This is a genomic window from Pseudomonas zanjanensis, from assembly GCF_014268745.2.
Taxonomy (GTDB): domain Bacteria; phylum Pseudomonadota; class Gammaproteobacteria; order Pseudomonadales; family Pseudomonadaceae; genus Aquipseudomonas; species Aquipseudomonas zanjanensis.
In genome coordinates, this window is record NZ_JABWRB020000001.1 from 2,347,099 (window position 1) to 2,372,094 (window position 24,996).

At 62.8% G+C, this 24,996-nt stretch carries 15 protein-coding genes and 2 pseudogenes; 11 read left to right on the top strand and 6 right to left on the bottom strand.

What is annotated here, in order from left to right; genetic code table 11:
* Window positions 1–33 precede the first annotated feature (33 nt).
* Window positions 34–1,482, bottom strand: coding sequence for an APC family permease (locus HU715_RS09770; protein WP_186705862.1), 1,449 nt, complete (start codon window positions 1,480–1,482; stop codon window positions 34–36).
* A 474-nt stretch (window positions 1,483–1,956) separates the two neighbouring features.
* Between HU715_RS09770 and HU715_RS27630 the strand changes: the two are divergent.
* The 4 genes and pseudogenes from HU715_RS27630 to HU715_RS09785 all read left to right on the top strand — a co-directional run.
* A pseudogene (locus HU715_RS27630) lies at window positions 1,957–3,150 on the top strand (PDC sensor domain-containing protein); the annotation flags it as partial.
* A gap of 267 nt (window positions 3,151–3,417) precedes the next feature.
* A pseudogene (locus HU715_RS27635) lies at window positions 3,418–4,008 on the top strand (methyl-accepting chemotaxis protein); the annotation flags it as partial.
* Window positions 4,009–4,097: 89 nt separating this feature from the next.
* A complete protein-coding gene (locus HU715_RS09780) occupies window positions 4,098–5,267 on the top strand; it encodes an efflux RND transporter periplasmic adaptor subunit (RefSeq protein ID WP_186705860.1) in 1,170 nt (389 codons plus the stop codon).
* A gap of 3 nt (window positions 5,268–5,270) precedes the next feature.
* The gene (locus tag HU715_RS09785; protein ID WP_186705859.1) at window positions 5,271–8,366 is read left to right on the top strand and encodes a multidrug efflux RND transporter permease subunit; all 3,096 of its coding nucleotides are present in this window, start codon (window positions 5,271–5,273) and stop codon (window positions 8,364–8,366) included.
* An 801-nt stretch (window positions 8,367–9,167) separates the two neighbouring features.
* Here the strand turns inward: HU715_RS09785 and HU715_RS09790 are convergent.
* The 4 genes from HU715_RS09790 to HU715_RS09805 form a co-directional block, all read right to left on the bottom strand.
* Window positions 9,168–10,016 (bottom strand): ureidoglycolate lyase, encoded by an 849-nt coding sequence (locus HU715_RS09790; RefSeq protein ID WP_186705858.1) that lies wholly within the window; start codon window positions 10,014–10,016, stop codon window positions 9,168–9,170.
* Window positions 10,017–10,041: 25 nt separating this feature from the next.
* A complete protein-coding gene (locus HU715_RS09795; RefSeq protein ID WP_186705857.1) occupies window positions 10,042–10,782 on the bottom strand; it encodes an SDR family oxidoreductase in 741 nt (246 codons plus the stop codon).
* Window positions 10,779–12,161 (bottom strand): MFS transporter, encoded by a 1,383-nt coding sequence (locus tag HU715_RS09800; RefSeq protein WP_186705856.1) that lies wholly within the window; start codon window positions 12,159–12,161, stop codon window positions 10,779–10,781. Before HU715_RS09800 ends, HU715_RS09795 begins: the two co-directional genes overlap by 4 nt.
* A gap of 392 nt (window positions 12,162–12,553) precedes the next feature.
* The gene (locus HU715_RS09805; protein ID WP_186705855.1) at window positions 12,554–13,504 is read right to left on the bottom strand and encodes a LysR family transcriptional regulator; all 951 of its coding nucleotides are present in this window, start codon (window positions 13,502–13,504) and stop codon (window positions 12,554–12,556) included.
* A 114-nt stretch (window positions 13,505–13,618) separates the two neighbouring features.
* Between HU715_RS09805 and HU715_RS09810 the strand changes: the two genes are divergently transcribed.
* The 3 genes from HU715_RS09810 (at window position 13,619) to HU715_RS09820 (ending at window position 16,982) form a co-directional block, all read left to right on the top strand.
* Complete coding sequence (locus tag HU715_RS09810) at window positions 13,619–14,800, top strand: fumarylacetoacetate hydrolase family protein (protein ID WP_186705854.1); 1,182 nt, start codon at window positions 13,619–13,621, stop codon at window positions 14,798–14,800.
* 47 nt (window positions 14,801–14,847) lie between these two features.
* A complete protein-coding gene (locus HU715_RS09815) occupies window positions 14,848–16,632 on the top strand; it encodes an IlvD/Edd family dehydratase (RefSeq protein ID WP_186705853.1) in 1,785 nt (594 codons plus the stop codon).
* A gap of 131 nt (window positions 16,633–16,763) precedes the next feature.
* Window positions 16,764–16,982 (top strand): tautomerase family protein, encoded by a 219-nt coding sequence (locus HU715_RS09820; RefSeq protein WP_186705852.1) that lies wholly within the window; start codon window positions 16,764–16,766, stop codon window positions 16,980–16,982.
* 198 nt (window positions 16,983–17,180) lie between these two features.
* Here the strand turns inward: HU715_RS09820 and HU715_RS09825 are convergent, their stop codons facing one another.
* Window positions 17,181–19,403, bottom strand: coding sequence for a TonB-dependent receptor (locus tag HU715_RS09825; RefSeq protein ID WP_186705851.1), 2,223 nt, complete (start codon window positions 19,401–19,403; stop codon window positions 17,181–17,183).
* 240 nt (window positions 19,404–19,643) lie between these two features.
* On the opposite strand from HU715_RS09825, the gene HU715_RS09830 reads away from it, so the two are divergent.
* The 4 genes from HU715_RS09830 to HU715_RS09845 all read left to right on the top strand — a co-directional run bounded on the left by HU715_RS09830 (window position 19,644) and on the right by HU715_RS09845 (window position 24,961).
* Entirely contained in the window at window positions 19,644–20,870 is a 1,227-nt protein-coding gene (locus HU715_RS09830; protein WP_186705850.1) for an MFS transporter, read from the top strand.
* An 86-nt stretch (window positions 20,871–20,956) separates the two neighbouring features.
* Window positions 20,957–21,472, top strand: a complete 516-nt coding sequence (locus tag HU715_RS09835; RefSeq protein WP_186705849.1) for a sigma-70 family RNA polymerase sigma factor — start codon at window positions 20,957–20,959, stop codon at window positions 21,470–21,472.
* On the top strand, window positions 21,473–22,450 hold the full coding sequence (locus HU715_RS09840) for a FecR domain-containing protein (protein WP_186705848.1): 978 nt from the start codon (window positions 21,473–21,475) through the stop codon (window positions 22,448–22,450). It abuts the gene before it with no gap.
* A gap of 99 nt (window positions 22,451–22,549) precedes the next feature.
* Window positions 22,550–24,961 carry a TonB-dependent receptor gene (locus HU715_RS09845; protein ID WP_186705847.1) on the top strand — a complete coding sequence of 804 codons (2,412 nt, stop codon included), beginning with the start codon at window positions 22,550–22,552 and terminating at the stop codon, window positions 24,959–24,961.
* Window positions 24,962–24,996: the final 35 nt, after the last annotated feature.

Genomic DNA, 24,996 nt, shown 5'->3' on the forward strand with positions numbered 1-24,996 from the left:
TGTCTGGGTAGATTGATGGGGGCGCGCGGTGCCCTAGAGCTTGTGGCTGCCCAACGCCATGAACCGCTCGGGCGAGGCCTTGCGCAATCGGGCGGCGAGGTACACGCCGACGATCAGCGCGACGGGAATCACCGCGCAAAGTCCATAGGACAAAAGTTGGCTGGCGCCGGTCAGCACGTCGAAATGAATCACCGCAAGGGCCAGGACCACCAACAAGGCCAGGCACGAGAAGCCCGGAAGAAGCCGACCGCGCCAGAGCCCCAGCTTCAACTCTGGGTGCGCGCGGAAATAAACCAATACCGCCGCCGAGGTCAGGGCCATGAGCAGGATCACGCACAGCGTGGCCAGGTTGGAAAACCAGGCGAACAGTTGCAGGATCGGATCGGCATCCAGCGCGGCGAAGATCAGCACCACCACCGCAGCGATCAGGCTTTGCAGGACCGAGCCCATGTGCGGGCTTTGATGCACGCGATGGGTGGTGCCCAAGCGGCTGTGCAGCAAACCGTCACGCCCGATGGCATAGAAGTAACGGGCCGCGGCGTTGTGGAACGCCAGCAGCCCGGCGTAGATGCTGACCATGAACAGCACGCGGATGACCTGGGTCAGCTGCGGGCCGACAAAGTGGTCGGACATGCCGTAGATGAACGTGGTGGGATCCTGCAGCGCTTGCAGGGTCGGCACGATCTTGTCCGCCCCTACGCCAATCACCATGGCCCAGACTGACAAGGCATAGAAGCCACCGATCAACAGCACCGAGCTATAGGTGGCGATGGGAATCGTACGGTGCGGATTCCTGGCCTCCTCGCCGTAGATGGTGGTGGCCTCGAAGCCAATGAACGCCGCGAAGCAGAACAGCAAGCCGATGGATGGCGTACCGCTGAACACATGGCTGCGATCGAACGAATCGAGGTTGATGCCGCTGTCGCCACCGGTCTTGAGGATGGCGAAATCCAGCGTCAGGATCGCCAGGTATTCGGCAATGACCACCACCGACAGCACCCGGGCCGACAGGTCGATCTTGCGATAGCCAAGAATCGCGATGCTCGCCATCGCCAGGAGCGAATAGGTCCACCACGGCAAGTCCAGGCCAAAGACGCTGGCCATCGTGCCGCTGACCACGCCGCCGAACATGCCGTACAGGCCGATCTGCAGGATGTTATAGGCAAACATCGCCAGCACCCCTGCCGCGCCTCCGGCCAAGCCCCCCAGGCCGCGAGAGGTGAACGCATAAAAACCACCGGCATTGGTCATGTGCCGGGACATGGCGGTGTAGCCCGCCGAAAATGCCAACAACACCAACAGCGCCAGGAGCAGCAACGCCGGTGTGCCGGCGCCGTTGCCCAGCATGATGCCAATGGGGAAGCCACCAGCGATGACACTCAAGGGGCTCGCCGCCGAAATCACGAAGAAGATGATGAAGCCGACACCCAGGGCACCGCGTTTCAACTCCGTCGAGCTGCTGATCGGGAAAGATACGCTCATTGTTCTTGACCTTATTGTATGAGGCAGTTGTGGCTGGACCGCAGACGCCAGCTTCGCCGACTTCCAAACGCTTATTGTTCTGCTTGCACGCTGGATTCGATGCTAGGCCCTGGCCGAAACCCTTCGCTATCCCAAAACGGCAGCATCCGAAGCGCTGCCCCAAAACAGGTCAGGCCAATGCCGGAGTGCTATTCACTCAAGACCGACGACATTCTGTGGCGAGGGAGCTTGCTCCCGCTGGGGCGCGTAGCGGCCCCTCTTTTTTTGGGCCTGCTGCGCAGTCCAGCGGGAGCAAGCTCCCTCGCCACAGGGACGTCGTTGCCCTAAGTGACCCGCAATTAGCCCACTGTTGGAGCACAACCGCTGCCGATTCGGGATAACGGGAAAGAGCCTCCTGCCGCAAGATAACCTCGCCCACCGCTCAAACCGTGCTGGGCGCAGAACAATAAAATCCTCACGCAGGAAAACCTCAGCATGTCCTTCACTCGTCTCTCTATCCAATGGCGGATCACGCTCCTGAGCGGCCTGTGCCTGCTGGCCGTCGTCGGGGCATTGACCGGTGCCTCGCTGTATCAGAGCCAGCAAAGCGCAACGTTGCTCAAGCAGCAAAGCAGTCAACTGCTGGGGCGCTCGGCCCTGGAAGGTTTGCAGGCACAGGGCCTGGCCCACGGTCAGCGGGTGGAACGGTTTTTCAGCGAAACGGCAATCTATGGGCAAGGTTTTGCCCAGCAAGTCCTGCAACTGCGCGCCCAGGCGTGGAACGGGCGACTGACACCGGGGCAACTGCGTCGGGACTTGATCGCCGCGACCCGCCAGGCCCTTCAGAATCGCGAAAAAGTGCTGGGCTTCTACGTGGTGCTGCTTCCCGACGCGCTGGTCGGTGAAGATGCCGGTTTCACCGGCCAACGGGATCTGGCCGGCAATGAAATAGGTCGCTTTGCCCTGTACTGGTCGCAAAGCCAACCCGGCCATCTGGTGCAAGAAGTGCTCAGCGAAGCCCAGATCAGTGCCAACACCGCGCCACCGGGCAGCGAGCCGGCCAACGCCTGGTACGTCTGCCCCCAGACCCAAGGGCACACCTGCGTGACCGAGCCCTATGCGATCGAGGTCGAAGGACAGAAGACGTTGATGAGCAGCATCTCCATACCGCTGCTGGACCAGGGCAAAGTCATCGGTGTCGTCGGCATGGACATCAGCCTCGATACCCTCCAGCAGCTCGCCGCCAGCCTGGCCAACGACCTGTATCCCGGCCACAGCGAAATCAACATTCTTTCCCCATCCGGGCAAATTGCCGGCCACAGCGGCACCGTGGCGGGTACGTCTGTCGATGTGCGGCAATCCGTGCAAACCGCTCCGGCAAACGCCCCCTGGCAATTGCAGATACGCGTGCCGGAAACGCTGGTACAAGCGCCGGCCCTGCACATGCAGGCCCAGTTGGACGACAAGCATCGCCAGGCCAATTGGTTCAATCTCAGCCTGGGCTTGCTGGCTGCCGGCTTGGGCCTGTTACTCATCTGGCTCACCGCCTACGGCGTGACCCGGCCGCTGCTGAGGGTGGCGCAGATGCTCGATGCGATTGTCGACGGCGACGGCGATCTCACCCAGCGCCTGCCCGACGACCGTCACGATGAATTGGGCCATCTGGCCCAGGGCTTCAATCGTTTTCTCGATAAACTGCAGCCCATCATCCGCGATATCCAGCAAGCCTCCCTCGACACCCGCAACACCGCCGACACCTCGGCGCAGGTGGCCCGGGAAGTCAGCGCGGGCATGCACACGCAGTACCGGGAAGTCGAACTGGCGGCAACCGCCTTGCATGAAATGAGCACCAGCGCACAGGAAGTGGCGCGCCATTCCCACCAGGCGGCCGATGCCGCCACCGTCGCCGAAAACGCTAGCCGATCAGGGCGGGAACTATTCGCCAACGCGGTCAACAGCATCGACAGCCTCGACCGCTGCCTGGAAACCACCCTCGAGCAAGTGCAGGCACTGGCCGGCAACAGTCAGCACATCGGCCAGGTGTTGGATGTGATTTGTGCGATTGCCCAGCAGACCAACCTGCTGGCATTGAATGCCGCCATCGAGGCCGCCCGCGCTGGCGAACAGGGCCGTGGCTTCGCGGTGGTGGCCGACGAAGTCCGGCATCTGGCGAGCAATACGCAGAATTCGGTCGAACAAATACGCTCGGTGATCGAAGCATTACAGCAACTGAGCCAGGACGTCGTGCACAGCACCCAGTCGAGCCGCGAGCTGGCCAGGGACAGCGTCGTTCAAGTCGATAAGACCCAGGCGGCGCTGCAGCGCATCACCGATGCCGTGGAAGTGATCGAACACATGAACCAGCAGATCGCCAGCGCGGCCCTGGAGCAAAGCGCTGTCGTGGAAGACATCAGCCATCGCGTCAGTGACATTCGCGGCATCAGTGAAACCTTGACCAGCCGCATGGAGGAAGCCTCGCAGGCGAGCCACTCGTTGCATGCCATGGCCAACCACCAGCAGCAGTTGGTGGGGCATTTTCGGATCTGATTACACAATTTCACAGAGCGCCTACAAAGCTTCACCCCTGCCGCAGGCCTCGGTCCCTACCATGGGCGGCTCAATCGTGGGGAAGCACCATGTCCAAGACTCCTTTCGTCACACTGGGCCTGTTGGTCGGCGCGCTGCTGCTCAGTGGTTGTGATAGCGCCTCGAACCCGCAAGCCTCCGCCCCGCTGCCCAGTGTGCGTGTGGAAACCGTCCAGGCCCGGCCATTGTCGATCAGCAACGAACTGAGCGGGCGGATCGCCGCGCCACGGGTCGCCGAAGTCCGGGCGCGGGTGGCCGGCGTGGTCTTGCAGCGAGTGTTCCATGAGGGCCGCGACGTCAAGCAGGGCGAGGTGCTGTTTCGCATCGATCCGGCGCCGTTCAAGGCCGACCTGGACAGTGCCGAGGCGGCGTTGCGCAAGGCCGAGGCCAATGCGTTCCAGGCCCGCTTGCAAGCCCAGCGTTATGCCCAGTTGATCGATGACAAGGCGATCAGTGGCCAGGACTACGACAACGCCCGGGCCAACGTGCGCCAGACGGCCGCTGACGTCGCCGCCAGCAAGGCTGCGGTGGAACGGGCGAAACTGAACCTGGGGTATGCCACGGTGACCGCGCCGATTTCCGGGCGCATCGGCCGCGCCCTGGTGACGGAAGGTGCCTTGGTGGGGCAGAACGAAAGCACGCCGTTGGCGCTGATCCAGCAACTGGACCCGATCCACGCCGACCTCACGCAATCGACCCGCGAACTCAACGACCTGCGCCGCGCCTTTCGTGCAGGTCAGTTGCAAGCAGTCGGCCAGGGCCAGGCCAAGGCCACCTTGATCCAGGACGACGGCAGCCCTTACCCGTTGCCCGGCAAGTTGCTGTTCACCGACCTCAGTGTCGACCCGAGCACCGGCCAGATCACCTTGCGCAGCGAATTCCCCAACCCCGACCTGGACCTGCTGCCGGGCAGCTTCATCCGCGTGCGCCTCGAACAAGCGGTCAACAGCCAAGGCATCACCGTGCCGCAACGGGCCATCCTGCGTGACAGCGCCGGGGTCGCCCAGGTGTTGCTGCTGGACGCCGAGCAAAAGGTCAGCCAGCAACCGGTGCAACTGGGCGCCGCGCAAAACGATCGCTGGGTCGTTACCCACGGCTTGAAACCCGGCGACCGCATCGTCATCGAAGGCCTGCAACACGCCCGTCCCGGCGAGCAAGTCCGGGTCGACGACTCCCCACTTCCCCTCGCCCAGGTTCCCGGGCCACAGGCAGGACACTAAGCCATGCCGCAATTCTTCATCGACCGTCCGGTGTTCGCCTGGGTCGTCGCCTTGTTCATTCTGTTGTCCGGTGTCCTGGCCATTCCACAACTGCCGGTGGCCCAATACCCGGTCGTGGCGCCGCCACAGATCGAGATCTACACGGTATATCCGGGCGCTTCGGCGCAAACCGTGGACGAAAGCGTGGTCAGCCTGATCGAGGAAGAACTCAACGGCGCCGACAACCTGCTGTACTTCGAATCCCAAAGCAGCCTGGGCAGCGCCACCATCACCGCGACCTTCCAGCCCGGGACCAACCCGGAACTGGCCCAGGTCGATGTGCAGAACCGCCTCAAGGCGGTGGAGTCGCGCCTGCCGCAAGCGGTCACGCAGCAGGGCTTGCAGGTGGACAAAGTCTCGGCCGGCTTCCTGCTGCTGATCACCCTCACCTCCAACGACGGCAAGCTCGACGACGTGGCCCTCAGCGACTACCTGGCGCGCAACGTGATGAACGAGATCAAGCGCCTGGACGGTGTCGGCAAGGCCCAGCTGTACGGCGCCGAGCGGGCCATGCGGATCTGGATCGACCCCCGGAAACTGGTGGGTTTCAACCTGACCCCGGCCGACGTCAACGCCGCCATCGTGGCGCAGAATGCCCAGGTGTCGGCCGGCAGCCTGGGGGATCTGCCGAGCCGCAGCACCCAGGAAATCACCGCGACCATCGTCGTCAAAGGCCAGCTCAATACGCCGCAGGAGTTCGCCGACATCGTACTCAAAGCCAACCCCGATGGCTCGACGGTGCGCATCGCCGACGTGGCACGGGTGGAAATCGGCAGCCAGGAATACCAGTTTTCCACGCGCCTGAACGGCAAGCCATCCACTGCCGTGGCGGTGCAACTCTCACCGGGCGCCAACGCGTTGAACACCGCGACCCTGGTGCGCAACAAGATGGATGAGCTGTCGCGCTACTTCCCGGCCGGCGTGGAATACAAGATCCCCTACGACACCTCGCCGTTCGTCAAAGTCTCGATCACCAAGGTGATCTATACCCTCGGCGAAGCGATGCTGCTGGTGTTCGCGGTGATGTTCCTGTTCCTGCAGAACATTCGCTACACGCTGATCCCGACATTGGTGGTGCCGGTGGCGCTGATGGGCACCTTCGCGACGATGCTGGCGCTGGGGTTCTCGATCAACGTGCTGACCATGTTCGGCATGGTGCTGGCCATCGGCATCCTGGTGGACGACGCCATCGTGGTGGTGGAGAACGTCGAGCGAATCATGGCCCAGGAAGGCTTGTCGCCCAAGGAAGCCACGCGCAAGGCCATGGGGCAGATCACCGGTGCGATCATCGGCATTACCCTGGTGCTGGTGGCGGTGTTCATTCCCATGGCGTTCATGCAGGGCTCGGTGGGGGTGATTTACCAACAGTTCTCGCTGTCGATGGCGACGTCGATTTTGTTCTCGGCCTTTCTCGCCCTGACCTTGACCCCGGCACTTTGCGCGACCTTGCTCAAACCGGTCGCCCAAGGTGATCACCACGGCAAAAACGGTTTCTTCGGCTGGTTCAACCGTGGTTTCGACCGATTCGGCGACCGCTATCAAGGATGGGTGGCCTACGCGCTGAAACGCAGCGGCCGATACCTGCTGATCTACGGCGTGCTGCTGGTGGGCATGGGCCTGCTGTTCAGTCGCCTGCCCTCCTCGTTCCTGCCGGTGGAAGACCAGGGCTACACCATCACCGACATCCAGCTGCCACCGGGCGCGAGCAAAAACCGGACGGTGCAGGTGGTGGAGCAGATCGAGGCGCACAACGCCGGTGAGCCGGGGGTCGGCGACAGCACGGTCATCCTCGGTTTCAGTTTCTCCGGCAGCGGGCAGAACGCGGCCCTGGCGTTCACCACCCTCAAGGACTGGTCGCAACGCGGCGCCGAGGACTCGGCGGCGTCCATCGCCGACCGCGCGAACCTGGCACTGAGTCAGATCAAGGACGCCATGGCGTTCTCGGTGTTGCCGCCGCCCGTGGACGGCCTGGGCACCTCCAGCGGTTTCGAGTTCCGCTTGCAGGACCGTGGCGGCCTCGGCCACGCCACGCTGATGCAGGCCCGCAGCGAATTGCTCGCCGCCGCCGAAAAAAGCCCGATGCTGATCAATGTCCGCGAAAGCGCCCTGGCGGAGGCGCCGCAGGTGCAACTTGAAGTCGACCGCAAGCAAGCCAATGCCCTGGGCATTTCCTTCGCCGACGTCGGCGGTGTGTTGTCCACGGCGGTGGGTTCGGCCTACATCAACGACTTCCCCAACCAGGGGCGGATGCAGCGGGTGGTGGTGCAGGCCGAGGGCGACCAGCGCAGCCAGGTCGAGGATTTGTTGAAGATTCACGTGCGTAACAGCAGCGGGAAAATGGTGCCGTTGTCGGCCTTCGTCCAGGCCCGCTGGACCCAGGGGCCGGCGCAATTGACCCGCTACAACGGCTATCCGGCGGTGAGCATTTCCGGCGAACCGGCACCGGGTTACAGCACCGGGCAGGCCATGGCTGAAATCGAACGGTTGGTGGCCCAAGGGCCGACGGGCCTGGGCCAGGAATGGACCGGGTTGTCCTTGCAGGAACGTTTGTCCGGCAGCCAGGCGCCGATCCTGCTGGGCCTGTCGCTGCTGGTGGTGTTCCTGTGCCTGGCGGCGCTGTACGAGAGTTGGTCGATCCCGACCTCGGTGTTGCTGGTGGTGCCGCTGGGTGTGCTCGGCGCGGTGCTGGCCGTGTCGTTGCGCGGCATGCCCAACGATGTGTTCTTCAAGATCGGGCTGATCACCATCATCGGCCTGTCGGCAAAGAACGCGATCCTGATCATCGAGTTCGCCAAGAGCCTGTACGACGATGGGCATGACCTGATCGACGCCACGCTCCAGGCCGCCCGCCTGCGCCTGCGACCGATCATCATGACGTCCCTGGCGTTCATCCTCGGCGTGGTGCCGCTGGCAATCGCCACCGGTGCCAGCTCGGCGAGCCAGCAGGCCATCGGCACCGGGGTGATCGGCGGCATGATCACCGCCACACTGGCGGTGGTGTTCGTGCCGGTGTTTTTCGTGGTGGTGATGAAGCGTGTCAGGCGTGTTGATTCAAAATAAGGCCCGGCCGGGCCACTGCTATCGCGAGCAAGCTTTGCTCCCACAGGGATTTGAGTTGAACGCCTATCCGGCGGTCACCCGGGACAAACTGTGGGAGCGGGCTTGCTCGCGAAGAGGCCGGCACATTCAACATCTTCATTGACTGTGATGCCGCCTTCGCGAGCAGGCTCGCTCCCACAGGGATTTGAGTTGAACTCCTATCCGGCGATCACCCGGGACAATTGTGGGAGCGGGCTTGCTCGCGAAGAGGCCGGCACATTCAACATCTTCATTGACTGTGATGCCGCCTTCGCGAGCAAGCCCGCTCCCACAGGGGATCTTCAGCAGGCACAATATCCGCGTGTATCGGAAGTCCTTCTGTGGGAGCGGGCTTGCTCGCGAAGAGGCCGGCACATTCAACATCTTTATTGACTGTGACGCCGCCTTCGCGAGCAGGCTCGCTCCCACAGGGATTTGAGTTGAACGCCTATCCGGCGATCACCCGGGACAATTGTGGGAGCGGGCTTGCTCGCGAAGAGGCCAGCACATTCAACATCTTTATTGACTGTGACGCCGCCTTCGCGAGCAGGCTCGCTCCCACAGGGATCTGAGTTGAACGCCTATCCGGCGGTCACCCGGGACAATTGTGTGGGGCTTGCTCGCGAAGAGGCCGGCACATTCAACATCTTCATTGACTGTGACGCCGCCTTCGCGAGCAAGCCCGCTCCCACAGGGGATCTTCAGCAGGCACAATATCCGCGTGCATCGGAAGTCCTTCTGTGGGAGCGAGCCTGCTCGCGAAGACGGCCGCAAGCCCAATGATCAGTCCGCCTGCACGGTGACCTGACACTGTTCGCCCAAGCCTTCAATACCCAAGCGCATGGTCTGGCCCGGGCGCAGGAACACCGGGTTGGGCTTGATGCCCAGCCCAACACCCGGGGGCGTCCCGGTGGAAATCACATCCCCCGGTTGCAGGCTCATGCAGCGGCTCAGGTAGGCGATCAGTTGCGGCACGCTGAAGATCAGCGTCCGGGTATTGCCGTTTTGATAGCGATGCCCGTCGACTTCCAGCCACAGATCCAGCGTATGGGGGTCGGCGATTTCGTCCCGGGTCACCAGCCAGGGTCCAAGGGGGCCGAAGGTGTCGAAGCCCTTGCCCTTGTCCCAGGTGCCGCCGCGCTCCAGCTGCCACTCACGCTCCGACACATCGTTGATGACGCAATAACCGGCGACATGCTCCATGGCATTGGCTTCGTCGATGTAGCGCCCGCCCTTGCCGATGACCACGCCCAACTCGACTTCCCAATCGGTCTTGAGCGAGCCACGGGGGATCTGGACGTCGTCGTTCGGCCCGCAAATGGCACTGGTCCATTTATTGAAAATGATCGGCTCTTTCGGCACGTCCATGTTCGACTCGGCGGCATGGTCGGCGTAGTTCAGGCCAATGCAGATGAATTTGCCGACCTGGCCGACACAGGCCCCGATGCGCGGCTGGCCGGTAACGAGCGGCAGGCTGCGGGGGTCGAGGGCGGCGAGACGCGCCAGGCTTTCCGGGCCCAAGGCCTGCCCGGCGATGTCCGGCACGTGGCCCGACAGGTCGCGGATCTGCTTGTCTTCATCCAACAGCCCGGGTTTTTCCGAACCTTTTTCGCCGTAACGCAACAGTTTCATGAAGTGCTCCTGCTCAAGGGATAATTCAGAGGCTCATGCCGCCATCAATCACATGGACCGTCCCGGTGGTGTAGGCGGACGCGTCGCTGCCCAGGTACAACGCCAATTGCGCGATTTCCTCGGTGAGGCCAATACGTCCCATGGGCTGGCGGTCGAGAAACTGCCGATAGACCTCTGCTTCTTCGACACCTTGTCGCGCAGCCTGGTCGGCGATGCGCTGGCGTAGCGAAGGCGAGTCCACCGTGCCGGGGCAGATGGCGTTGCAGCGAATGCCCTGGCCGACAAAGTCGATGGCGACGGATTTGGTCAGCCCCACCACCGCCGCCTTGCTGGCAGCATAGGCGAAACGATTGGGCACGCCCTTGATACTGGACGCGACCGACGACATGTTGATGATCGAGCCGCCGCCACGGGCCAGCATGCCCGGCAGGAACGCGCGGATCATGCGGTACATGGCCGTGACATTGAGGTCCATCGAACGTGCCCAGGACGCTTCATCGCATTCCAGGATGTTGCCGCTGTGCACAAAGCCGGCGCAGTTGAACAGCACGTCCAGCCCGCCGATGTGGTCGCGAGCAGCGTCGATGGCATCGGCCGAGGTGACATCCAGGATCATCGGCGTGACCCCATCGATGCCCGCCAGTGCGCGAATGTCGATGTCGCTGGCAAACACCTCGGCGCCGGCCTGGGCGAATGCCACCGCGCTAGCCAAGCCGATGCCTTGCCCGGCCGCCGTCACCAGGACTCGCTTGTTTTGCAGACTCATGCGGTCTCCAGTTGCGCTGCCGTGGGCGCGGTCTTGGGCGTCCTGCCGAGCATCGAGGCAGGGATCGCGAGGATCAATCCACCGCTGACCAACAGACACAAGGCCAACACGTAAGTACCGTTATTGATATTACCCGTCAGCGTTTCCGCCACGGCGGTGATCATCGAACCGGTGAAGCCCGACAGGTTGCCGATGGCGTTGATCATGCCGATCCCGGCCGCGGCGGCGACGCCCGACAGCACGGTGCCCGGCAGCGTCCAGAAGATCGGCATCAGGCTGAGGATCCCCGAGGCGGAGACACTGAGGAACAGGACCGACAGCACCAGGTTATCGGCGAAAAACGCGCTGAGGATCAGCCCGACACCGCCAATGAAGGCCGGGATCGCCGCATGCAGGCGCCGCTCGCCGGTACGGTTGGAATGACGGGCGTTGAGCAGCATCGCCACCACCGCCACCGAGTAAGGAATGGCAGTGAGCAAACCGATATGCAGGCTATTGGTGATGCCGGTGCTCTTGATGATCGACGGCATCCAGAACGCCAGGCCATAGAAACCGGTGTTGAAGGTCAGCAGGATCAACACCAGCAACCACACCCGAGGGTTGAAAAACACTTCGCTCAAGCGCGTGGCCTTACCCTGGTTGTCGGTTTGCAGATTGGCCTTGAGCAAGGCTTTTTCCGCGACGGAGAGCCATTTGGCCTTGTCGATGTTATCGGCCAGGCAGACGATCACCACGAACGCCATGATGATCGACGGAATGCCTTCGATGAGCAGCATCCATTGCCAACCGGACATGCCGTGGACGCCTTGCATGCTGTTCATCAGCCAGCCGGAGAGGATGCCGCCCAGGGTCAGGCTGACCGGCAGCGCCAGCAGGAACCCGGACATCACCCGGCTCTGCCGGTGGGTTGGGAACCAGTAGTTGAGGTAGAGGATCACGCCAGGGAAAAAACCCGCTTCGCAGATCCCCAGCAGGAAACGCAGCACGTAGAACATCGTGCTCGATTCGAGATGGAAAAACGCCGCCAGCGGCACGGTGTAGGCCACGGCCATGGAGATCGCCGCCCAGCTGAGCATGATCCGGGCGATCCAGAACCGCGCGCCAAAGCGATGCAGCAACAGGTTGCTGGGCACTTCAAAGAGGAAATAGCCCCAGAAAAACATACTGGCGCCCAAGGCATACACGGTGTTGCTGAATTGCAGCTCGTTGAGCATGTCGAGCTTGGCAAAGCCGATGTTCACCCGATCGAGGTACGCCGCCATGTAGCACAGGAGCAGGACGGGAAGGATGCGCCAGATGACCTTGCGGTAGGTCCGGTCTTCGAAGTCGAGCTCGCCAGCTTGTGCCTGGGCGGGCAACTGCTCGGAGATGGTTTGCATAAGTAACCCCTGATTGTTTTTATTGGGTCACGTCGAATGAGCGAGTCATCCGGCGATTGAACGAGGACTCTACTGTCGGGGATCGATTCTTTCCCAATGGCATTTTTGGATTAGTTGATAACGAGACGTTATCGAGATAGCCGTCGGCTCTCTCCAATGCCGCCGCCCCCCCCCGGTCGTGGCAGCATGCTTTAAGTTTGTATGAGTTTTGTGGCGAGGGAGCTTGCTCCCGCTGGGGCGCGCAGCGGCCCTGAAACCAGGCAACTCGGTGTACCAGGCAAGTTGAGTTCACGGCTTTGGGTCTGCTACGCAGCCCAGCGGGAGCAAGCTCCCTCGCCACAAAAGCGACCTTGCCAACCTAAGCCCTCCGCAGGATGGAGTCAGCGAGCCCCCTAAGTGTCCAGTATTGCGGCCAGGCGGGCGTTGTCCTTGAGGATCTCGGCGAACTCCAGCGCCGCGCCCACCAACGGCTCATCCTTTCGCGTCAGGATCCCGTAATCCTGCGGCACCAGGTGCAGCGGCGTATCGAGGGTCTTGAGCTGGCCGCTTTCGAGCAGCGGATCGACCATGGCATTGGGCAGCATGCCGATCATGGGGCCGCGTTGCAGGACCTGGAGGAAGGTCTGCATGGAAATGGTGTCGATGGTGTTGCGCGGCATTCCCACCCCGGCTTCGGCGAAGGCCAGTTCCATGCGGGCGCGGATCGGCGTGCCGACCGGGTAGAGAATCCACGGCTGGTCCACCAGTTGCTGCAAGGAGGTCGGCCCGGCGTTCGCCAGGGGGTGGCGGTCGTTGACCACGATGCAGAACGGCTCCGGGGCCAGGGGCTGGAAATCGTAGCGCTGTTGCTGGCTTTGCTCGGTAAACCGCGCCACGGCCAGGTCAAGTTTCTTTTCTTCAAGCATCTTCATCAGATGGTTGCTGGTCTGCTCCACCACCTCGATGGACAGCAAGGGCCAGCGTTGCTTGATCTGCAGGATCGCCTCGGGCAAGGCCACCGCCGTCGCGGCAAAGATACCGCCGACCTTGAGGTAGCCATGGCCGCCTTCGCGCAGGCTGCTGATTTGCTCGACGAACGAACGGGCGTCGTTCAAGGCGATCTGCGCGTAACGCAGCACATGTTCGCCCAGTGCGGTGGGCGGCATGCTCCGGGGTCGGCGTTCGAACAGGGCAAAGCCGAGCAGGCTCTCGATTTCCTTGAGCATCTTGCTCACGGCCGGCTGGCTGAGGTTCATCTGCTCGGCCGCCAGATGCATGTTGCAGGTGCGCCCCAAGGTATCGATCAGCAGCAGATGGCGAAATTTGAGCCAGCCGCAGAAGCTGGAGAAAGACAGATCGGACATGGGCAATCCTCGACGATGCAATAACCGGACGTTATCAGATACTGAATATATCTCATTGGAGTTCATCAACAGCGCGCCCTAGCTTGAACGCTTTACTTACCAGGAAGACTGCCCATGTCGCTGATGCTGACTCCCGAGAACACCCTGCCCGTCGATGGCGTCGCCGGCACCCTGATTGGTCGTGCCTGGGTGCCAGGCCGGATCGCTGGCCCTTCACCCGTGGTGCTGCGCAGTGATGGGGTGTTCGACCTGTCGGAGCGTTTTGCGACATTGAGCGACTTGCTGGAAACAGAATCCCCCCTGGCCGCGGTCAGGCAGGCGCCCGGTACCTTCATCGCCAGCGTCGAAGCGTTGCTGGCCAATACCGGCATTGATGCCGACCCGACCAAGCCGTTCCTCTTGCCGCCCCTGGACTTGCAAGTGATCAAGGCCGCCGGCGTAACGTTCGCCGCCAGCATGATCGAACGGGTGATCGAGGAACAGGCCGGCGGTGACGCGGCAAAGGCCGAGGCCGTCCGTGCCACCGTGCACAGCGTGATCGGCGACAACCTGCGGGCCATCGTGCCGGGGTCCGAGCAAGCCATGCGCCTGAAAGCCTTGCTCATTGAACAGGGCATGTGGTCGCAGTACCTGGAAGTCGGCATCGGCCCGGATGCGGAAATCTTCACCAAGGCACCGGTCCTGGCCGCCGTTGGCAGCGGCAGCCACATTGGCATTCATCCGATCTCGCAATGGAACAACCCGGAGCCGGAAGTGGTGCTGGCGGTGAACAGCCGTGGCCAGATCCACGGCGCCACCCTGGGCAACGACGTCAACCTGCGGGACATCGAAGGCCGCAGTGCGCTGTTGCTGAGCAAGGCCAAGGACAACAACGCGTCTTGCGCCATCGGCCCGTTCATTCGCCTGTTCGACGAACACTTCAGCCTGGATGACGTTCGCGCTTGCGTGGTTGATCTCAAGGTACAAGGCGAAGATGGCTACCGACTGCACGGTTCGAGTTCCATGAGCCAGATCAGCCGTGACCCGCAGGACCTGGCGGGCCAGACGCTCAACGCCAACCACCAATATCCGGACGGGTTCGTGCTGTTTCTCGGTACCCTGTTCGCCCCCACCGAAGACCGCGATCATCCCGGCAGCGGTTTCACCCACAAGCGCGGGGACGTGGTCAGCATCAGCAGCCCGTTGCTCGGCAGCCTGCATAACCAGGTCACCCATAGCTGCGACGCCGCCCCCTGGACCTTTGGTGTCAGTGCCCTGATCCGTAACCTCGCCGCCCGAGGACTGCTGGGCCGCTGACGCCACCACCGTGACCGATTCATCCAATTACAAGAGAGACATGAATCATGAGTGACACGCCTAAACGCCGCCTGCGCAGCGAGCAATGGTTCAACGACCCGGCCCACGCGGACATGACCGCGCTGTATGTCGAACGCTACATGAACTACGGCATGACCCGCGAAGAGCTGCAATCGGGACGCCCGATCATCGGCATCGCCCAGACCGGCAGCGACCTGACGCCCTGCAACCGCCATCACCTGGAACTGGCCCAACGGGTCAAGGCCGGCATCCGCGATGCCGGCGGCATCCCCATGGAATTCCCGGTGCACCCGATCGCCGAACAGTCGCGGCGGCCCACGGCGGCGCTGGACCGCAACCTGGCCTACCTGGGGCTGGTGGAAATCCTTCACGGCTACCCGTTGGATGGCGTGGTGCTCACCACCGGTTGCGACAAGACCACGCCCGCCTGCCTGATGGCGGCGGCGACCACCGACTTGCCCGCCATTGTCCTGTCCGGCGGGCCGATGCTCGACGGCCATCACAAGGGCGAACTGATCGGCTCCGGCACCGTGCTCTGGCATGCGCGCAACCTGATGGCCGCCGGCGAGATCGACTACGAAGGCTTCATGGAAATGACCACCGCGGCCTCGCCCTCGGTGGGTCACTGCAACACCATGGGCACCGCCTTGTCGATGAACGCCCTGGCCGAAGCCCTGGGCATGTCGCTGCCCGGTTGCGCGAGCATCCCGGCGCCCTATCGCGAGCGCGGGCAAATGGCCTACGCCACCGGCAAGCGTATCTGCGAATTGGTGCTCCAGGACGTGCGCCCTTCCCAGATCATGACCCGCCAGGCCTTCGAGAACGCCATCGCCGTCGCCTCTGCCCTCGGCGCTTCGAGCAATTGCCCGCCGCACTTGATCGCCATCGCCCGGCACATGGGCGTCGAACTGAGCCTGGACGATTGGCAACGGATCGGCGAAGACGTGCCGCTGCTGGTCAATTGCATGCCGGCGGGCAAGTACCTGGGTGAAGGGTTCCATCGGGCCGGCGGCGTGCCCTCGGTCATGCATGAACTGCAAAAAGCCGGACGCCTGCACGAAGACTGCCCCACGGTCAGCGGCAGGACCATCGGCGAAATCGTCAGCAGCAGCCTGACCAGCAACGCCGATGTGATCCATCCCTTCGAGACGCCGCTCAAGCACCGTGCCGGTTTCATCGTGCTCAGCGGCAATTTCTTCGACAGCGCGATCATGAAGATGTCGGTGGTGGGCGAGGCGTTTCGCAAGACCTACCTGTCCGAGCCCGGCGCCGAGAACAGTTTCGAAGCCCGGGCCATCGTCTTCGAAGGACCGGAGGATTACCACGCCCGCATCGACGACCCGGCGCTGGACATTGATGAGCGCTGCATCCTGGTGATTCGCGGCGTTGGCACGGTGGGCTACCCCGGCAGCGCGGAGGTGGTGAACATGGCCCCGCCAGCCGCACTGATCAAACAAGGCATCGACTCCCTGCCCTGCCTGGGCGACGGTCGCCAGAGCGGCACCTCGGCGAGCCCATCGATCCTCAACATGTCGCCTGAAGCGGCTGTGGGTGGCGGCCTGGCGTTGCTGCAAACCAACGACCGGCTGAAAGTGGACCTGAACACCCGCACGGTAAACCTGCTGATCGACGACGAAGAAATGGCCCGACGCCGACTCGCGTGGACGCCGAACATCCCGCCGTCGCAAACCCCTTGGCAGGAACTGTATCGGCAATTGGTGGGACAGCTTTCCACGGGGGGCTGCCTGGAGCCGGCGACGTTGCACCTGCGGGTGATTGCTCGTAGTGGTGAGCCGCGTCATTCGCACTGAGTGGCCGATTGTTCAGTTACGTTGAATGCAGATGCCAACCCAGAGGGATTTATTCCACGGACCTAAAGGAGAAAGATGCGCGCCAGGGGCCCTCGCCCCTGCCGAATCTTTCACACCCACGGAGTTGATCCATGCCATTTGCCAACTACAAATTTCCCGAAGGAATCCTGGACCACGCGCGCAAGGAAGAGATCATCCATCGCACCACGGAGATGTTCGTCGAATATTTCGGCGAAGGGGTTCGTCCGTTCACCATGGTCCTGGTGGAAGAGGTGGCAGACGGTGGCTGGGGGCGCGCCGATGAAACGCTGACGCTGGAAAAGATGGGGCTGCCGGCCAAAGGGCAATGATGCTGTTCATTCAAGACTTGCCTAAATCCTTGTGGCGAGGGAGCTTGCTCCCGCTGGGCTGCGTAGCAGCCCCTTTTTGCGAGCGCTTCGCACTCGAGCGGGAGCAAGCTCCCTCGCCACAGGTTCATCGTTCTTCTTGAGTGAATAGCACCCTCCTATATAAAGGATTGGTCCTGTGCTTGAGCCCCTCGCCCCGCCTCAGAAATCCACCGTGGCCGACAACTGCAAGGTACGCGGAGAGCCTGGCGAGAAAGCACCATACGAGGCGACGCCCGACCAGTATTCACGGTCAAAGACGTTCTGGACCGTGGCCCTGAACGTCGTCGGTCGACCTTCGATCTTGGTGGCGTAGCGAGCACCCGCGTCAAAGCGGGTCCAGGCATCCAGCTCCTGGGTGTTGGCCTGGTTCACGTATTGGCTGCTGGTGTAGATCGCACCGCTGGTGAGGGTAAAGCCTTCCACCCACGGGGTGTCCCATTCCGCCCACAGGTTGGCTTGGACGTCTGGCACGCCGACCGGTTTATTGCCACGGTTTGCCACCGTGGCGGAATCCGTCAGTTCGCCGTCGAGCAGTGTCACGCCACCCATCAAGCGGGTACCGGGAGCCACTTCGCCGAACACACTCAATTCCACACCACGGTTGCGCTGTTCGGCCTGCACCGAGAAGACATCGTTCGCATCGAGCTCGCCACTGGGTTTCTCGATCTGGAACAGTGCAAGGGTGGTCATGAACGTGCCGTGCTCATACTTGACGCCCATCTCGTGTTGCCTGGATTCATAAGGTGCGAACATTTGGTTGGAATTGATCGCGTTGGCGGGCGCGGTGTCACCTTTACTCAGGCCCTCGACATAGTTGTAGTAGAGCGACACGTCTTCCCAGGGCTTGACGACGACACCGAACATTGGCGTGGTTTTGCTTTTGTCATAGGACGGAGTGATCACGGTGGTGTTGTAGTTTTCCGACTTGACGTTTTGCCGGCGCAACCCCAGGGTCAGTTGGACACGGTCATCCAATGCCGACAAGGTGTCGGTCAAGGCGAAGCCGGACAGCTGCGTCTCGGAAACACGCAACACCTTGGGCGCGTTGATGGCGGGCTTGGGCCTGTCCACTGGGTGATAGATGTTCGAGGGGACATCCGACCCGTTGGTGATGCCCCGGGACAGCTCATCCTGATAAGTGCTCGCCATCAGCGTCGTCGTGTGAGTGACGGGGCCGGTGTCGAATACACCACGTACCCCCACGTCGGCTGTCGAACGATCCACGTTGAATTTGTAGTACCCCGGCCTGTTGCTGATATCACCGGCACTGTTAAGAATCCTCGGCACTTGGTCCGACATCCGCTTGACGTCCGACCGGCCGCCACCGGCATGGGCGAACACCGTGACCGAGTCCGTCAGGTCATATTCGCCACCCAGCAATGCCGACTGCTCCTTGGTGTCCGACCAACCCCATTTCTGCGACGCGTTGGTGCGGCCGTTGGGGGCCGATGGAATCTCCACGCCAGGCGCGACGGTGAAGGGCCGCGAAGCACCTTCGAAGCTTTCTTTCTGGCTGATGAAGTCGAGGTTCAAGCGCAGGCGCTCGCCGCGATAATCGAAGGCGATGGCGCCGATGTTGAGCTCGCGCTCCTGATCATCGACGGCCGTGTCGCCACCCTGGAGGCTGCCGTTGAAGCGCACGCCGAACTGGTTTTCCGAGCCGAATCGGCGGCTGACGTCCAGGTGCCCGCCCACGTAGGAATCAGACGCATAGCTGCCGGTAAAGCGCGTCAGGTCTTCGTCCAACGGCCGCTTGGGGACGATATTGATCACCCCGCCCACGCCGCTGTTGGGCGACATGCCGTACATCAGCGCACCCGGTCCCTTGAGCACTTCGATCCGTTCGGCATAGTCGGTGAACACCCGGTAGTTGGGCGCCACGCCGTAGACACCGTCGTAGGCCAGTTCGCCAAGGTTGCCCTCGCCGATGGGAAAACCACGGATGAAAAACGAATCGACGATACCGCCCACCTGGCCCGTCGAGCGCACCGAAGGGTCGCGTTGCAAGGCATCGGCCGCGGTCACGGTTTGCAGGTCGGCCAGGGTCTTGGCGGTGTAGCTGGTCACGCTGAATGGCGTGTCCATCACGTCCTTGTTGCCCATCATCCCCAGGCGCGCGCCACGGGCCACTTGACCACCGGCCAGCTCGGCCGGCAGTGCGCTCGGGTTGTCGTGGATGCCGGTGATGTTGGTGGCGTCAAGGGTCAAGCCTGGGCCGTTGTCGACCGCAGGGACGTCCGAGGTTTGCTCGGCGGCGGGCTTTTGCCCGGGGGTTGCCGCCCAGGCGGTGGCGCTTCCTGCGACCAGCATGAAACTCAGGGTGGCGGTACGAATCGCGAGGGATAACGCAGACTCACCACAAGGTCGACGTGCAACAGACATGGCTTAAGGATCCTTTCCGACGAGAGAAAATGGTAATCACTCCTATTGCCAGTCGACCTGCGGAAAAGTATCACCCCCCGGCGGTTATTTTTTCAGGCAGCCCCCGAACGCTCGGGCACACAACCGCCGCAGCGCTATCGACGCCTTGCAACCTTTCGTGCAGCCGGGCATCTTGCCGACCGAGTCATCGCCCGCAGCACACCCACCCGCTTGCCAGCGATTAACCACTGAGGTCGAGTCATGTCCCACGCAGGTGCCCTCCAGGGTTCGAACGTCAGAATCCTGGTTTCCCTTCTGTTCGCGATCCAGCTCATCTCCATGGGCGCGATGGAAATGAGCGGGCCGTTCTGGCCGGTGCACCTGCGCGGGCTGACGTCTTCGGAGTCGGTTTTCAGCTTCGCCAGCATCGCTGTGTATGTCGGGCCAATGCTGGGCATCATTTTGACCAGTGCGTTCTGGGGCCGTATCGGCGATCGCTACGGTCATAAGCTGATGATGATCCGCGCCCTGGCGGGCTTGTCGCTGACCCAGCTCGGGCTGGCGCTGAGCAGTGACATCTGGGTCATCCTGATCCTGCGTTTCCTGCAAGGCGCCTTTGCTGGTTACATCGCCCCGGCGCAGGCCTACGGCGTCAGCATCGAAGCCCCGTCACGTCGAGCGCGGCTGTTTGCGATCCTGCAGATATCCACCAATGTCGGCTCATTGCTCGGTGCGGTGGTCGGGGGGCTGATCCTCGACTACGCCACGTTCTTCTGGATCAACATCATCGCCTCGGCCTTGTGCGCGGTGTGCACGGTGGTCGCCGCCATGACCTTGCCGGACGTGCCACCGGTGACGAAATCCGCGACCGACCAAGCCCCGGCAGCGACCCGTCGTACCGACAGCGTCTGGCAAGGCACACCGTTGCTGTCGTTGCTGTGCGTCATGGGCATCCTGCTGTTGGCGCGGATGCTGCCGCAGACGTCATTCTCCTTGTACGTAAGCTCGGTATTCGACGTCAGCCACTCGGTGGTCGGCCTCTGCTACGGCTTGCTGGCGCTGGGTTTCATTCTCTCGGCCACGGCCTGGTCGCGCTATTTCGAGCACCGTACCCAGCAGGACACCTTGCATCGCCTCCTCTACGTCGTGCTCGGGTGCATCGCCCTGACCGCCCTGGCAGGGACTACGCGCAACGCCATCGTTTTTGTCGTCGCCTACTTCATCTGGGGGGTGCTGCTGGGCGCCACCACGCCGGTGCTGATGGCGCTGATCTCGAAATCCGCCGACAGCTCGCGACAAGGCCATGTGCTGGGCATTGCCCAGGGCACCGCCCAATTTGCGTCGATCGCGGGCATTTCCGCCGGTGGGTTGCTCAGCCAGGTCTACGGCTTGCAGTACACCTACCTGTTCGTTTGCCTGGCTTATGGGTTGGCACTGATTCCCGTCGTCGCGTTGCGATACTGGCCGATAAACCCGTCGCCTACCTGAAGCAGGGTTGTCGAATGCCGCTTGCGTCCCGGACAAGTTGTCCTTTAGCATTGGGAATACTTCTCAATTGCAAAAAAAACGCAGCCATGAGCGAAACCCTGCCCGCGAACAACGACCATCATCTGCGCGTGATCGAAGCGCTGTACGCCGGCCATCATGGCTGGCTGTACGCCACGTTGAAGAAGAAATTGGGCAACGCCATGGATGCAGCAGACCTGGCCCAAGACACCTTCACGCGCATTCTCGCCTCCCAAGTCACCGTCATTGACCAGCCCCGGGCCTACCTGAGCTGCGTCGCCAAGGGCATTCTCATCAACTGGTATCAGCGCAAGGCCCTGGAACGCGCCTACCTGGAAGCGCTCGCGCATTTGCCGGCCCAGGAAGTACCGTCTCCTGAATTGCGCTTCCTGGTGCTGGAAACCCTGCACGAAATCGACGCCATGCTCGACACGCTGCCGGCGCCGGTCAAACGGGCCTTCCTGCTGTCGCAGATCGGCGGCCTGAAATACGACGACATCGCCCAACAGCTGGACGTCTCGCTGATCACGGTCAAGCGCTACATGAAGCAGGCGTTCGTGCAGTGCCTGATGTTGGTGGAATGAATGCTCACCCGACGTCATGAGCCGCCGCTCGATCCCAAGGTCCTCGAAGAAGCCGCTGAGTGGCTGATGCGTTTGAGTGAGCGCGACCTCAGCGACAGCGAGCGCGCCGAGTGGGAATGCTGGAGAGCCAGCAGCCCCGAGCGCGGCCGGGCCTGGTCCCGTGCGCAAGTGCTGCAAGGCAAGCTCGGCGGTTTGCCACGCTCGCTGGCGATGTCGGCGCTGGATCGCCCGAGCAGCCCCGAACGGCGCACGGCCCTTGGCAAACTGGCGTTGCTGCTGGCCGTGGTGCCTGCCGGTTGGGGCAGTTGGAAACTGGCGCAATCGCAGCAATGGTCCGCCGACTATCGCACCGCCGTGGGCGAGCGTCGCGAGCTGACCCTGGCCGACGGTTCCCACATCACCCTCAATACCGACACGGCCATCGACGTGCTGTTCGACACCCAGCAGCGGCTCATCCAGGTGCGCGAAGGGGAAATCCTGGTGCAGACCGCGCCGGATGCTTCACCCCAGGCGCGACCGTTCCTAGTCAGTACCCGTGAGGGGCGGATGCAGGCCCTGGGCACGCGGTTCACCGTGCGCCAACTGCCATCGACCACCCATCTGGCGGTACTCGAAGGCGCTGTGCGGATTGAATTGGCCGATGCTCGCCAGGCCACGCCGCTCGTTGTCAACGCCGGGCAGCGCACTGACTTCTCGGCACAGGCCTTCGGCCCGTTGAGCCCGGCAGACCGCAACGTCGGCGCCTGGACCCAAGGCATGCTGATGGCCGACAAGATGCGCCTGGCGGACTTCGTCGCCGAGCTGACCCGCTATCGCCGGGGCTTCGTGCGTTGCGACCCGGCCATTGCCGAACTGCGGGTTTCCGGCGCCTTTCCCATCAGCGATACCCAGCGCACGCTCAATATGCTGGCGCAAACCTACCCGATCCTGGTCAGCGGCCATTTGAGCGGTTATTGGGTGACGCTCTCCCCTGCCTGACCCCGCAAAAAAATTTGCTGCCCCTGGTGATACTTTTTTTGATCTCAACTGGCAAAGAAAGGAATAACCATTTCATCTCGTCCATAGGGTCATCCATCCATGCTCGTTGCACGGCCCCTGCATCCGGATCGTCCGTCCAAGCTCGTCATGCGCAGTGTGCTGTTGAGCCTTGCCTTGGGCACGGTCACCGGGTCGTTCGCCTTGGCCGCCGTGCCCGCGCAACTGGAAGCCATTGCCCCGCGGGCCTATGACATCGCCCCCGGGCCGCTCGGCGCCGCCCTGTCGAGCTTTGCGATCACCGCTGGCATTGCCTTGTCGTTCCAGCCGTCGATCACCGAGGGGCTGCTCAGCCCGGGACTGTCCGGGACTTATCCGGCAGCGCAAGCGCTTGCGCGCCTGCTGGGTGACAGCGGTGTGGAGATGATTGCCCGCGACGATGGCAGCTATACCCTGGTGCTGCGCCAAGTGTCCCTGCCGGAGATCAACGTCGGTGCCGCCGGCAGACCCGGCACCGACTTGCCACTCACCGACGCCAGCGGCCAGGTCGCCCGCGGCGCACGCCTCGGTCTGCTGGGCAACGCCGATGTGATGGATGCGCCGTTCAGCGTCAGCAGCTACACCTCGACGATGATCAACGATCAACAGGCGGTCACCGTGGGCGATTTGCTGGAGCGCGATGCTTCGGTGCGCGCCACTGGCCAGGCGGGCGGCATCGTCGACTCATTCTTCATCCGCGGTTTTCCGCTGGGGGAAGGCAATCTCGGGGAGTTGGCGTTCGACGGTGTGTATGGCGTGGCGTCCAACTACCGGGTGTTCACCGATTACGCCGAGCGTATCGAACTGGTCAAGGGGCCTGCCGCCCTGCTGTATGGCATGTCACCCAACAGCGCAGTGGGCGGCGTGATCAACGTGGTCCCCAAGCGTGCCCTCGACGAGGACCTGACCCGATTCACCAGCCGCTACGCCACGGATTCGCAACTGGGCGGCCACCTCGACGTCAGCCGGCGTTTTGGTGAAGAGCGCCGGTTCGGGATCAGGTTCAACGGCAGCCTGCAGCAGGGCGACACGGCCATCGACAAGCAGTCCCGAGAGGTCGGTACTGGCGCCATCTCCCTGGATTATCAAGGGGATCGCCTGCGCACGAGCCTGGACCTGATCAATCAAAAGGAAACGTTCGACGCCGCATCGCGGCCCTTCAGGATCGCCCCCGGCGTGCAGATTCCCTCGGCCGCCAACGGCCGGACCAGTGTCAGCCAGGATTGGGGCCGCTCCCAAGCCCGGGACAAGTCGGCGTTGCTGAGTGGCGAATATGACCTCAGCGACCAACTGACGCTGTTTGCCCACGCCGGTGGCGGAAAATCCGAGGTCGAGCGCATGTCCGACCAGACCCCGACCATCATCAACGCGGCCGGCGACACGTCATCAGATCCCGGCTATTACCAATTCAAGGTCCGGCGCTACACCGTCGACGCCGGCGCGCGCCTGGGCTTCGACACCGGGCCGGTCAGCCACCGTGCGGTGCTGCAAGTCAGCCGTTATCGCGACGAGTTGTCCCGGGGCATTATTTCCGGCCCCGCCATCCTCTCGAACATCTATCACCCGATCGACCGGCCCCGGCCCAACCTCGCCGAACCCAACACCCCGAAAGTCTCCGAGAGCCAATTGTCCGGCGTCGCCCTGGCCGACACCCTGTCGGTGCTCGATGAACGCCTGCAAGTCACCCTCGGGCTGCGCAGGCAGAACGTCCAGTCGGAAAACTTCAGCACCACCGTTGTCATCCCGTCCTACGACAAAAGCAAAACCACGCCGCTGTTCGGTATCGTTGCCAAGCCCTGGGACCATGTCGCGCTGTACTACAACTACATCGAAGGCCTGAGCAAGGGCGACATTGCGCCGTCCGCTGCAACCAACGCGGATGAGGTTTTCTCACCCTACATCTCCCGCCAGCAGGAGATCGGCATCAAGCTCGACTACGACCGTTTCATGGCCACGCTGGCGCTGTTCCAGATCAAGAAACCCAGCGGTGAATTGTCGAACGGGGTGTTTTCGGTCCAGGCCCAGCAACGCAACCGTGGCGTGGAACTGAACCTGTCCGGCGAGGTGGCCCGAGGCACGCGCCTGCTCGGTGGCGTGACGCTGCTCGATGGAGAGCTGACCCGCACTGCCGTGGCCGCCAATCGAGGCAACACACCGGTGGGCGTGCCCAAGGTCCAGGCCAACCTCTGGGCCGAGTGGGACACCCCGGGCATCGAAGGGCTGACGTTGACCAGCGGCGCGATCTACACCGCCAGCCAGTACGTCGACCAGGCCAACACCCAGGCACTGGATGCCTGGACCCGCTTCGATGTCGGCGCCCGCTATGCCACGCGCATCGCCGAGCGGCCCACGACTTTTCGCGCCACGGTGCAGAACGTGTTTGATCGCGCCTACTGGTCGGGGGTCGCCTCCTATGGTGCGTTTTCCCAAGGCGCACCGCGCACGCTGCTGTTGTCCGCCACCGTTGATTTCTGAAACCCGCGGGCCGGGCTGGCGGTTTGCGCCGTTGT

What these genes read in the sequence shown, in the direction of transcription:
- HU715_RS09830 (WP_186705850.1), top strand. Translation starts at nt 19,644, where the DNA reads ATGTCCCACGCAGGTGCCCTCCAGGGTTCGAACGTCAGAATCCTGGTT.
- HU715_RS09815 (WP_186705853.1), top strand. Translation starts at nt 14,848, where the DNA reads ATGAGTGACACGCCTAAACGCCGCCTGCGCAGCGAGCAATGGTTCAAC.
- HU715_RS09795 (WP_186705857.1), bottom strand. Translation starts at nt 10,782, where the DNA reads ATGAGTCTGCAAAACAAGCGAGTCCTGGTGACGGCGGCCGGGCAAGGC.
- HU715_RS09770 (WP_186705862.1), bottom strand. Translation starts at nt 1,482, where the DNA reads ATGAGCGTATCTTTCCCGATCAGCAGCTCGACGGAGTTGAAACGCGGT.
- HU715_RS09840 (WP_186705848.1), top strand. Translation starts at nt 21,473, where the DNA reads ATGCTCACCCGACGTCATGAGCCGCCGCTCGATCCCAAGGTCCTCGAA.
- HU715_RS09845 (WP_186705847.1), top strand. Translation starts at nt 22,550, where the DNA reads ATGCTCGTTGCACGGCCCCTGCATCCGGATCGTCCGTCCAAGCTCGTC.
- HU715_RS09835 (WP_186705849.1), top strand. Translation starts at nt 20,957, where the DNA reads ATGAGCGAAACCCTGCCCGCGAACAACGACCATCATCTGCGCGTGATC.
- HU715_RS09820 (WP_186705852.1), top strand. Translation starts at nt 16,764, where the DNA reads ATGCCATTTGCCAACTACAAATTTCCCGAAGGAATCCTGGACCACGCG.
- HU715_RS09810 (WP_186705854.1), top strand. Translation starts at nt 13,619, where the DNA reads ATGTCGCTGATGCTGACTCCCGAGAACACCCTGCCCGTCGATGGCGTC.
- HU715_RS09780 (WP_186705860.1), top strand. Translation starts at nt 4,098, where the DNA reads ATGTCCAAGACTCCTTTCGTCACACTGGGCCTGTTGGTCGGCGCGCTG.
- HU715_RS09785 (WP_186705859.1), top strand. Translation starts at nt 5,271, where the DNA reads ATGCCGCAATTCTTCATCGACCGTCCGGTGTTCGCCTGGGTCGTCGCC.
- HU715_RS09790 (WP_186705858.1), bottom strand. Translation starts at nt 10,016, where the DNA reads ATGAAACTGTTGCGTTACGGCGAAAAAGGTTCGGAAAAACCCGGGCTG.
- HU715_RS09805 (WP_186705855.1), bottom strand. Translation starts at nt 13,504, where the DNA reads ATGTCCGATCTGTCTTTCTCCAGCTTCTGCGGCTGGCTCAAATTTCGC.
- HU715_RS09800 (WP_186705856.1), bottom strand. Translation starts at nt 12,161, where the DNA reads ATGCAAACCATCTCCGAGCAGTTGCCCGCCCAGGCACAAGCTGGCGAG.
- HU715_RS09825 (WP_186705851.1), bottom strand. Translation starts at nt 19,403, where the DNA reads ATGTCTGTTGCACGTCGACCTTGTGGTGAGTCTGCGTTATCCCTCGCG.